The sequence below is a fragment of the Gluconobacter oxydans genome (assembly GCF_006539685.1).
In the GTDB taxonomy this organism is placed as follows: domain Bacteria; phylum Pseudomonadota; class Alphaproteobacteria; order Acetobacterales; family Acetobacteraceae; genus Gluconobacter; species Gluconobacter oxydans.
In genome coordinates this window covers 1-10,541 of the sequence record NZ_BJNM01000045.1, presented here as the reverse complement: position 1 = coordinate 10,541, position 10,541 = coordinate 1, and the positions used below count along the sequence as shown (strand labels likewise).

The window sequence follows — 10,541 nt, the reverse complement described above, 5'->3', positions numbered from 1 at the left end:
CCCATCAAACCCCGGGACCAAACAATCAGAAGGTTCAGGACATCATGGACGGGGATCAGGCGCTGGCGGATGCCGGGACCGATTTTGCGTCCGGCAGGGCCGTCTACACCATTGGCATTTTCGGGGAGCCTTCGGAAACGGCGCCCTGGATGGTGCAGTTCGGCGGGCATCATCTGGGACTGAACCTTGTGATCGATGGTCCGCATAGTGTGATGACCCCGACCCTGACGGGGGCCCAGCCTGCGATCTACAAGCGGGGCGGCAGGACGGTGCGTGTTCTGGCGGGGGAAAACGACAAGGCCTTTGCTCTGCTGGATGCTCTGGATGCGCAGCAGCGCAAGCAGGCGATCCTGCCCTATGCCGTGGATGATCTCGTGGCAGGGCCCGGGCATGATGGCGAAACCATTGTGCCCGAAGGCATCAGGGGGGCTGCGCTGAATGCGGCGCAGAAAGAGATGCTGATGGACATCATTGGCGAATGGGCCGGGATCATCAATGACACCTATGCCGCGCCGCGCCTGCAGGAAATCCGCGAGGGACTGGACGAGACATGGTTTGCCTGGAGCGGTCCGACCACTCATGAGCCTGACCGCAACGGCTCGTCCTATTATCGTATCCAGGGCCCGCATCTGCTGATCGAGTTTTCTCCGCAGGGCGTTGGCGGCGATCCGACGCTGCATGTCCATACGGTTTACCGGGACCCGACCAACAGCTACGGCAGCCGGTTTACAGCGCCATGAGCAGGATACGGAGCATGGTGCTGGCAGGTGTGGCCCTGCTGCTGCCCGTGACAGCTTCGGCGCATCGGCTGGACGAGTATCTTCAGGCCACGACGATCGCTCCGGCGCGTGATCATATCGCCCTGCATCTGCGGCTTGTGCCGGGGGTGGATGTGGCCGGGGCTGTCATCGGGCAGATCGATACCGATCATGACGGTCGGCTGTCTCCCGCGGAACAGCAGGCTTATGTGGCGCGGGTTGCGCACGGCCTGTCCGTCTCCCTGAACGGGGAGCCTCTGGCCCTGGTGCCGGAGGGGACGACCTTTCCGTCACTGGAGGCCATGCGCGGGGGGACAGGGGTTCTGGATTTCCGCTTCCGGATGAGTGCCGCGCTGAAGACCGGGGCCAATCATCTGGCGTATCGCAATGCCGGGGCCGGCCCTGATGCGGTGTGGCTCGTGAACTATCTGGTCCCGCAGGATCCGGGGCTGCATGTGTTGCGGCAGATACGTTCGCAGGACCAGTCGGATTATCAGCTGGATCTCATGGCCGATCCGGCCTGAGTTGTGAGGCTTCAGCGGGGCTGACGCGCAATCTGGATGGCTTTGCGCAGGGCGGCCTGCGTATGATCGGCGCTGAATGTGCGGGCGACATGCGCCTGAGCCGCCTGCCCCAGTGTGCGGCAGGCATCGGGATCGGCGTACAGGGCGCTGATGCGGGCACTCTGGCTGGCGGCGTCCTCCGCGATGAGCGCTGCCAGAGACGACGGAAGGTCCAGCCCTTCAGCGGCGGTCGGTGTCATGACGCAGGGGATGCCGGCCATGAGGCTTTCCAGAACCTTGCCCTTGATCCCTGCCCCATATCTTAACGGCGCGACCGTCAGGCGCACGTGGTCGAAAACGGATGTCTCAAGGTCTGCGACATGGCCCAGCACCCGGACACCTTCGGGCCAGCGCGGATGAGGCGGCAGATGCGGGCCGACCAGCCAGAGTTCGCGTTCCGGATCTGCGGCGCGCAGCTCCGGCCAGACCTCACGGGCGAACCAGAGGGCGGCATCAAGGTTTGGGGCGTGGCGGTAATTTCCGATGAAAGCGATGTGACGTCGGGTCGTGACATCGGGCGTCCGGTCGCGTTTGCGAACTGCCCAGGGGACACAGGCGACGCGGGCCTGCGGGACGGCCTGACGCAGCCATGCGGCTTCTGTGGGCGAGTGCGTCAGGACGGCGTCGGCCTGCCAGGCGGCCGTGCATTCTTCAAGGCGGGTTCTTCTGCTGAGCGCGTGGAGTTCGGGGCGTTTTTCGGTCTCGGCCTGTCCCGCAATGCGGCGGTGGTGCAGATCGGCGACGCTGTAGAGCACCGTGGCACCCGACTGGTGATGACGGGCGAGGCTCAGATAGCGGGAGGCTGTGCCGATCCGGTGCAAGTAGACCAGATCGAACGCGCCGGACTGGCGCCGCAGGATTTCTTCCCCCGAGGCGTAATGCGGAGCGCGCCAGATTGTGAAGCCTTCCGCTTCCAGCGCGTGCTGCACACCGGCTGGCGGGGAGAGGTCATCGGCGGCGACAAGGCTGACGTCGTAGCCGAGGGCCTGAAGTGCGCGGGCGTGGGACAGCAGGGCCTGTGAGCCGGCATCCTGCCCGGCGACCGGCAGGTGTTCGTCAATGAGCAGGGCGCGCGGGGCCCGGGGTTTTACGTCGATTTCGGGGCCGTGCCGACGAGCCAGCCGGCGGTAATGATCGTGCTGTTCCTGACCGCCTTGCGTACGGGCATGATCGGTCAGCAGGTCGTCGGCGATCTGTGCGAGAAAAGCCAGAATGGTCTCGCGCTCGTCATTCGTCTGGGCACCGCCTGCGACCTGTCGCAGGAGTTCGCGCAGGTCGTCGTCGAATGTGCCGGTGGCTTCGAGGACGACGGGGGAGCCGATCAGCTCCGTTCCGTCGGCTTCGCGGCGCACCTGAATAATGTGCCGTTCATGGGCGCTCAAGGGCGCGGGGATCAGCAGGTCGAAGCCGAAGCGTCCATCCCCGAACCCCGCCTGTTTCAGGTCAGGACGGTGCTGGTTGGCGATGACCCGCGCGATCAGCCTGCCGTTATCGAGAACCTGCAGGGCGGCGGGTTCTCCGCTCTCCCCCGCCTGCGCCCAGCCCGCGATCCGTCGGCGCGTTGCAATGTCCAGATAGCCGGGCAGCACGGTGGGGCGCGCCGGAACGACATACGGCTCGGCCATCAGCTCTTCAGGCTGCCAGGCGGACGGGGGGCGCATCCAGAACAGGCTCTATGACGAGGGCGGCAAGCTGCTCTTCCGACAGGCCGCCGATGAGGTCGATGTCGAAGGCGTGGAAGCCGTCGCCCTTTCCGGCGGCTTGCAGATCCGCGCGATGGCGGTCGGCCGTCATTTCGCACAGGACCAGCTCGCCGGTGCGAATTCTCAGGCGCAGTCTGCTGTGCGGGCGCAGGGTATCGCGCGCCCAGCCCGCGACCCGGCCGCGCGTGGCGAGATCCACGTAAAGCTCGATCGATGACGTATCGGTGCGCGGGGACGCGGCATCCAGTCTGCCGCGGATGGCTTCGAGCTCTTCCCCGCTCTCCACGCGTGGGGCGCAGTAGCGGGCGGCGACGGGTTCGGCATCGGGGTAGAGTTCGGCGTATTCGCGGGCGTTGTGGAACATTCCGCGGCTGCCATCATCGATGAAGGTTTCGGACGCGGCCCCTTCAGCGAAGATGATGTCGTGGGTTTCCAGTTCGATATGGATGTACTCGACGACATCGACCTGTTCAGCCTGCGTGATGGTCCGGTTGTTGACCAGTGCGTGGGCCGGGACCAGCGCGCCGTCGAGGAACATGGCATGCAGCGGCGAAATGACCAGATCGCGGCGCGGCAGGCCTTCGCCCAGAGCACCTGCGGCAATGCGCACGGGCATGATATCGCTGCGACCGGCGGCAAAGCGGCCGTCATAGGCGCGGCGTCCGATCCAGCGGATCGGGCGGATGGCGCCATCGCGGGTGATGAGGCGGTCTCCGATTTCCAGCGTTTCGACCGGGCGTTCTCCCGTTTCGGTCAGGATGGCCGTGCCGGGACAATAGCAGGGCGTGCCTTCCGCCGTGACGGTCAGGCCACCTGCGCTGTCGGCGCCCAGGACGAAGAAGTCTGCTGCGTAATCGCCGGCGAAGGTCAGGGTTTCGCTGGTTTTGCCGTCCGTAACCGTGACGAGGGTGTTGCCGCCGGAGGTGACGCTGCTCAGGGTTGCAGCGGCCCCCATGCCTTCCAGATCGATCGTGTCGTCCGCTTCGAAACCGGAAATAACGGCCTGCACGCCATAGGCCGTGGAGGACGGGGCGACGCTCTGGATCAGGGTGCCTGCACCGGCAAATTCCAGGCTTCCCGTGACCGAGGCCTTGGGGGACAGAAGATCGAGCGTGCCGCCATCTTTGAGGACGGTATTGCTGGCGACGGAATTGCCGTCGATGGAGAGGCTTCCCCCGTCGAGCGTGATCCCGGTTGCCGTGACGCCCTTGATGGTGATGTCGACCGTTCCGCCCGACAGCACGGTTTCATTGCTGATCGAAGCGCCGGAGGTGGCCAGTGTCTGCGTGCCGTAGACCGTGCCGCCCGATGCGTGGCCGGTGATGTTTTCCACACCGCCCGCCGAGATGACCGAGCCGCTGTCCGTGCCTGCAACGTCGAGTGTGCCGCCGGACAGGACGGTGGCGCCGACGATGGTGCCGCCTGCGCTGACGGTCAGGGTGTCACCGCTGGAGACCACCGCGCCGGAGAGTGTGGCTCCGCTGGAGACGACGTTTGAACTGTCGCTGCCGGACGAGGTGGCGGATGATGTGGTGAGTTCGACGCCGCCCGTGCTGTCTGCTGAAAGGGTGAGGGACGCGGCGAGTGCGCTGCCTGCAAAGGTGAACTGCTGGCTGACCGTGCCGCTGCTGAGGGTGGCGATTGTGTTGCCGCCGCTGACCGTTGTGTTCAGCGTCGTGCCGGTGCCCATGACCGTCTCGTCGATGACGTCTGCGGCGCCGAAACCCGAAATCGTGGCGGAGCCACCGGAGAGGATGCTGGCACCGGTGGCCGTGCGGCCCGACTGGACGACGATCGAGCCGCCGTTGGAAATGGTGGCGGAAGTGCTTGTGCCGCCATTGGCGACCATAACCGCGCTGGCCGTAGACGTATCGGTCGGAGCGAAGGAGACGCCGCGGATATTGGTGTCGGCGGCGGCGGTTACGAGCGTCGTGAAGCTCTCATCGGCAGGGGCGGTCGTCGCATCCAGATCATCGGTGACGGTAAAGAGATAGGTCTGATCGAGATCCCCGACCGTTGCGTTCGTGGCGTAGAGAACGACCTCGTCCCCTTCCACTTCGCCCGTCAGTCCGATCAGGCCCGTGGTCCCGGATGTGGATGTGTTCGAGACGAGATTGAGCCCGACCGAGAGCGTGTAGTCGAGGGTCCAGGCGGTGCCGTTATAGGTCCATTTCTGCAGGCCGCCATCGCCCACGCCGCCTGCCTTGGGGTTGCCGCTATCGGCCACATACAGGACGGTCGGGCTTGCGAAGAAATAGGATTCCGGGCTGAGGCTGACCGTCGTGCCAACTGCGGAAGCGTTGAGGGAGTTTTCTTCGGCGGCCGTCAGGGTGACCGATCCGTCGATGGCGGGCAGGACTTCGGACTGCGTGGCCGAGACCGGGAGGGTTGTACCGTAGCTGGCGATATTGGACGTCCCGCCGCTGCCCTGCGTGCTGTCGCGCGAGACATAGAGGACGCCGTTGACGATCTCGGTCACGCGGGTGTCGGTGGATGTGTCGATGGCGGTTGCAACGCTGGCGCCATCGTCCGCATGGAAGACGCCCTGGGTCGTATCGCCCTTTACGCCCTGACCGGTGATGTAAAACGAGGTTCCGTCCACCGTGGCGACGCTGCGGATGTTGTTGGTGTTGAACACGCCATACAGGGCCGTGCTGGTATCGACCGTTCCGTCATAGCTGATATCGGCGACGACGCGGGGAACGGCTGTATAGCTTGTTCCGGTCAGGCTGGTGGACTGGGCCAGACGGGCATCGCCGTAAACGGCCGCGCCGCCTGCGTTATAGGTTGCGGCATTGATGCCGTAGCCGCCGATGACAAGGGATTCTCCGTCCTGCGAGAGCTGGAGTTCGCCTTCGGACGAGGAGCCGTATTCGCCTGAGACCGCATATTCCGTGACACCATCGACCACCGTGGTCGTCTGGGGCAGGACCATCGTGCCGACGACTTCACCGGTGGTCGTGATTTCTTCCAGCGTAATGGGAGACGCCTGATTGTCCGTATAGGTGCCACTTCCGTCACCATCACCGACTACGCTGATGACAAGATCGCCTTCAGTGAAGGATTTTAGCGTCGAGGACATGCAGGGTCTTCCATTCCGGGATTTATGACTATCCCGTTACTCCAATGGCCCTTCTTCATCGTGTGAAATTAATTTGACACATATCCAGTCCGACAGGCTGATGATTTCATTTATGAAAATCGAAAATTTATGTTTATGAAAAAACAGTCATGACTTTATAAAAAATTGGAAATGTTGGTATAAATAATTTGTTACTTTAACAACAATAGTAAAAAATATTCCATAAATCACGATTTAAAAGACGTTGTATTTCAAGGCCCGTATCGTCCCGGTTTCCCTTCCTTGCTGTAACCCTGTCGGGAACCGAGCTGAATGAATGCCATTGTCATCACCGCGCTGAGGCGACCGCTCACCTTTGTCGTCCTGTCGATCATGATCGTGATGCTTGGCGTCATGTCCATTTTCAAGACGCCGACTGACGTCTTTCCGAACATCAACATCCCCGTCGTCTCGGTCGTCTGGACCTATGGCGGGATGCTGCCCGAGCAGTTCGCGGGGCGTATCATTTACAATTACGAACTCAATGTGACCTCGACCGTCGAAGGCATCGAGCACATGGAGTCCAACTCCTATTACGGGCGTGGGATCGTCAACATCTACTTCCAGCCGGGGACCGATATCGGCCCGGCGGAGGCCGATGTCGTCGCCATTTCCCAGACCGTGATCCAGCAGTTGCCGACGCATATTCCCGCACCGATGGTCATGCGGCTTGAGGCCTCGTCCGTGCCGGTCATTTCGCTTCAGATCACGTCCGACAAGCAGACGCCGTCGGATCTGTTCAAACTGGGTGTCATTTCCGTCCGGCCGCTTCTGGTTACGGTTCCCGGTTCTGTCGTGGCGCATCCCTATGGCGGCATGGACAGCTTCGTCATGATCGCGCTCAACCAGGCGCAGCTGAGGGCGCATCATCTGTCCGCCATGGATGTTCAGGCCGCGATGCGGGACCAGAACATCGTTCTGCCGGCCGGTGACCAGAAGATCGATGCGACCGACTGGATGGTGCAGACCAACGCCACCCCCACCAGCATGAAAGCCATCGGCGACATTCCGGTGAAGCGCGTGGGCAATGCGGTCATCTACATCCATGACGTGGCGGATGTGTATCGCGGGGGCCATCCGCAGACGAACGTGGTTCTCGTCAAGGGGCGTCAGGGCGTGGAGATCGTCGTCATGAAAGGCGGCGGGGCCTCGACGCTGGATGTCGTCAATGGCGTGAAGAACCTTCTGCCGCGCCTGCGCCGCATCCTGCCGCCAGACGTGCATGTTTCGGTCCTGACGGATGCATCGACCTTCGTGAAGGATTCCATCAAGGACGTCGTGCGTGAAATGGTCACAGCCGCGTTCCTGACGGGGCTTGTTGTGCTGCTGTTCCTGGGGTCCTGGCGTTCGACGATCATTATTGCGACGTCGATCCCGCTGGCCATCCTGTGCTCCATCATCGGGCTGGGCTGGGCCGGGCAGTCCATCAATGTCATGACACTTGGCGGTCTGGCGCTGGCGGTTGGTATTCTCGTGGATGACGCGACCGTCATGATCGAGAACATCGACACCCATCTTGAAATGGGCAAGGGCCTCGAGGACGCCATCATCGATGCGGCCAACCAGATCGTGGTGGCGACCTTCGTTTCCACGACCTGCATCTGCATTGTCTGGCTGCCACTGTTCGAGCTGGATGGCGTGGCGGGCTTCCTGTTCCGGCCGATGGCGATGGCCATCATGTTCGCCATGATCGCGTCCTTCATCCTCTCGCGGACGCTGGTCCCGACGATGGCGAAATATCTACTGACGGATCACGTCAAGAGCGGTCTGCATGGTCAGGAGCATGAGGCGCTTCACATGGACCAGACGGTCGCCGGTGGCCCGCGCAAGGGCTTCCTCGGCCGCTTCCAGCAGGGCTTCGAGCGGGGTTTCACTCGCTTCAGGGAAGGCTACAACCGCATCCTGACCCGCTGCGTCGAGCGTCGTATCGCCTTCGTGGGGGCTTTCCTTGGCGTCTCGCTGCTTTCGCTCGGGCTTTATGCCACGGCGGGGCGGGACTTCTTCCCCGAGACGAAATCCGGCCTTCTGCAGATGCACATGCGTGCGCCTCTGGGCATGCGGATTGAAGTTGCGGGGCGGATTGCAGCGCTTGTGGATGATCGCATCCACAAAATCCTGCCCGGCAAGGTCGAGGACATCATCAGCAACTGCGGCCTGCCGGAAGGTCCGCACAACCAGGCCTTCATTCCGACGCCCAGCATCGGAACGCAGGACTGCGACCTGACCATCACACTCAAGAACGAGGCGTCACCGGTCTGGGATTATCGTCGCCTGCTGCGCAAGGATCTCTCTGCGCAGTTCCCCGGTACGGTCTTTACGTTCCAACCGGCTGATCTGACGGCCAAGATCCTGAATTTCGGAGCACCGTCTCCGATCGACATTCAGGTTTCCGGCCCCGATATCCGCCAGAACTACGCCTATGCACGTTCGATCCTCGGTCAGCTCCGGCATATTCCGGGGGCGGCGGATGTCGTGATCCAGCAGACCATGAAAACGCCGACCCTCATGGTTCAGGGCAACCGGACGTTCAGCCAGGCCACCGGCCTGACCGAAGCCGATCTTGCCAATAACGAGCTGATGGCGCTGTCAGGAAGTTCCACGGTCGATCCACAGTACTGGCTGGACCCGAGCGACAACGTGACCTTCCCGCTCAATGTCTATGTCTCGCAGGACCAGTTGACCCATCTGACGGATCTGATGACGATCCCCGTGGACAAGGGCGACGGCGATCCGAGCGGAACCCAGACCCAGCTTCTGGGCGCCATCAGTGCGATCAAGGCGACCGGCACGCCGGGTGAGGTCTCGCACTACAACTCCATGCCGGATATCGACATCTATGTGTCGGCAGAAGGCACCGATCTGGGATCCGTTCTCGATGGTGTGCACAAGGTCCTGAACGACACGGCGAAGACCGTTCCGGCATCTGCGCAGGTGGATGTCCGGGGTCAGGCCACGACCATGCACGGGGCTTACAACCAGCTTGTGCTTGGCCTCGCCGTCTCGGTAGTGCTGATCTATCTGCTGATCGTGGTGAACTTCCAGTCCTGGCTGGACCCGTTCATCATCATTACCGCTCTGCCCGGCGCTCTGGCCGGGATCGCCTGGGCGCTGTTCCTGACCCATACGCGCCTCTCCGTTCCTGCGCTGACGGGTGCGATCATGTGCATGGGAACCGCGACCGCGAACTCGATCCTTGTCGTGTCCTTCGCCCGCGAGCGGATCGAGGAACATGGCGATGCCCTGCGCGCCGCCGTGGAAGCCGGTTACGGGCGTATCCGTCCCGTCATCATGACCGCTCTGGCCATGGTGGTTGGCATGGTGCCGATGGCGATTTCCAACTCCACCAATGCTCCGCTCGGCAAGGCCGTGATCGGTGGGCTGATCGTCGCCACCATCTCGACCCTGCTGTTTGTCCCCTGCGTCTACGCAATTCTTCACAACCGTCCCGCGCGCCACAAGGAGACAGTCTGATGGCCTCCCTTTCCCGTAAGTTCATTCTTGGCGCGGGAGCCTGCGCCGTGGGCCTCTACGTCGCATTTCTCGTCGTCGACCGCGTCCATGCCGTCAGCACCCTGCGCGCACAAACCAATGCCGGCGCCATTCCTGACGTGTCAGTCGTCTCCCCACACCGGACCAGCCCGAAAGTGTCCCTGACGCTGCCTGGTAATATCGATGCCTGGTATCAGGCGCCGATTTATCCGCAGGTCTCGGGCTATGTGAAGATGTGGTACAAGGACTATGGCGCGCATGTGAAGCAGGGCGATGTTCTGGCGGAAATCAACGCGCCGGCGCTCGATGCCGAATATGCACAGGCCAAGGCCAGCCTTGCCTCCGTCATGGCGAAATACAACCTGGCGTCCGTCACGGCGAACCGATGGCGGGCCATGGGCAAGTCCCAGTCCGTGTCCGGCCAGTCGGTTTCAGTCGCCAATGCGAATGAACAGTCCGCCAATGCCGAAGTGCAGGCTGCGCAGCGCAATGTGGATCATTTCGAGGCGCTCGAACGCTTCAAGCAGCTTGTGGCGCCGTTTGACGGAATCGTCACGGCGCGTTCGGTCAATGTTGGCGATTACGTCCATAATGGTGGCGGTGGCCTGAACGCCACGGGGAGTGCATCCGAACTCTTTACCGTCGCGGATACGGACAAGCTGCGTCTGTTCGTATCCGTTCCGGAAGTGTTCTCCTACGTCATGCAGGACGGCATGACCGCGCAGGTTACGGTGCCGCAATATGCGGGGCGGACGTTTACGGCAAAATATCTGACGACGTCCAAGGGCTATGACCCCAACACGCGCACGGCCATTGCGGAATTCGTGCTCGATAATCCGGGCCATCTGCTGTGGCCCGGCACCTTTGCCTCCGTGGCCCTGACGGCTAAGAACACGGACGCCAATCT

6 protein-coding genes are annotated in these 10,541 nt (G+C 62.5%); 4 read left to right on the top strand and 2 right to left on the bottom strand.

Going from position 1 to position 10,541, the window contains the following annotated elements; translation table 11 throughout:
• Positions 1–740, top strand: a 740-nt coding sequence (locus GOX01_RS11570; RefSeq protein WP_062268958.1) for a DUF3500 domain-containing protein, incomplete at its 5' end; no start/stop codon positions are given.
• Positions 737–1,282: a hypothetical protein gene (locus GOX01_RS11565; protein ID WP_034953001.1), complete on the top strand. Its 546-nt coding sequence runs from the start codon at positions 737–739 to the stop codon at positions 1,280–1,282. The genes GOX01_RS11570 and GOX01_RS11565, both read left to right, overlap by 4 nt.
• 11 nt (positions 1,283–1,293) lie before the next feature.
• On the opposite strand, the gene GOX01_RS11560 is transcribed toward GOX01_RS11565, so the two are convergent.
• Both GOX01_RS11560 and GOX01_RS11555 read right to left on the bottom strand, forming a co-directional pair.
• The gene (locus tag GOX01_RS11560; protein ID WP_051391291.1) at positions 1,294–2,982 is read right to left on the bottom strand and encodes a glycosyltransferase family 4 protein; all 1,689 of its coding nucleotides are present in this window, start codon (positions 2,980–2,982) and stop codon (positions 1,294–1,296) included.
• Positions 2,954–6,106 carry a Hint domain-containing protein gene (locus GOX01_RS11555; protein ID WP_062268956.1) on the bottom strand — a complete coding sequence of 1,051 codons (3,153 nt, stop codon included), beginning with the start codon at positions 6,104–6,106 and terminating at the stop codon, positions 2,954–2,956. Before GOX01_RS11555 ends, GOX01_RS11560 begins: the two co-directional genes overlap by 29 nt.
• 312 nt (positions 6,107–6,418) lie before the next feature.
• Between GOX01_RS11555 and GOX01_RS11550 the strand changes: the two genes are divergently transcribed.
• Together GOX01_RS11550 and GOX01_RS11545 are read left to right on the top strand one after the other, a co-directional pair.
• Positions 6,419–9,616 (top strand): efflux RND transporter permease subunit, encoded by a 3,198-nt coding sequence (locus GOX01_RS11550; RefSeq protein WP_062268953.1) that lies wholly within the window; start codon positions 6,419–6,421, stop codon positions 9,614–9,616.
• The coding region (locus tag GOX01_RS11545; RefSeq protein WP_141259257.1) for an efflux RND transporter periplasmic adaptor subunit at positions 9,616–10,541 on the top strand (926 nt) is incomplete at its 3' end. The genes GOX01_RS11550 and GOX01_RS11545, both read left to right, overlap by 1 nt.

Excerpts from the sequence above, each read along its gene's own strand:
- GOX01_RS11550 (WP_062268953.1), top strand. The coding sequence starts at position 6,419 with ATGAATGCCATTGTCATCACCGCGCTGAGGCGACCGCTCACCTTTGTC.
- GOX01_RS11565 (WP_034953001.1), top strand. The coding sequence starts at position 737 with ATGAGCAGGATACGGAGCATGGTGCTGGCAGGTGTGGCCCTGCTGCTG.
- GOX01_RS11555 (WP_062268956.1), bottom strand. The coding sequence starts at position 6,106 with ATGTCCTCGACGCTAAAATCCTTCACTGAAGGCGATCTTGTCATCAGC.
- GOX01_RS11560 (WP_051391291.1), bottom strand. The coding sequence starts at position 2,982 with ATGCGCCCCCCGTCCGCCTGGCAGCCTGAAGAGCTGATGGCCGAGCCG.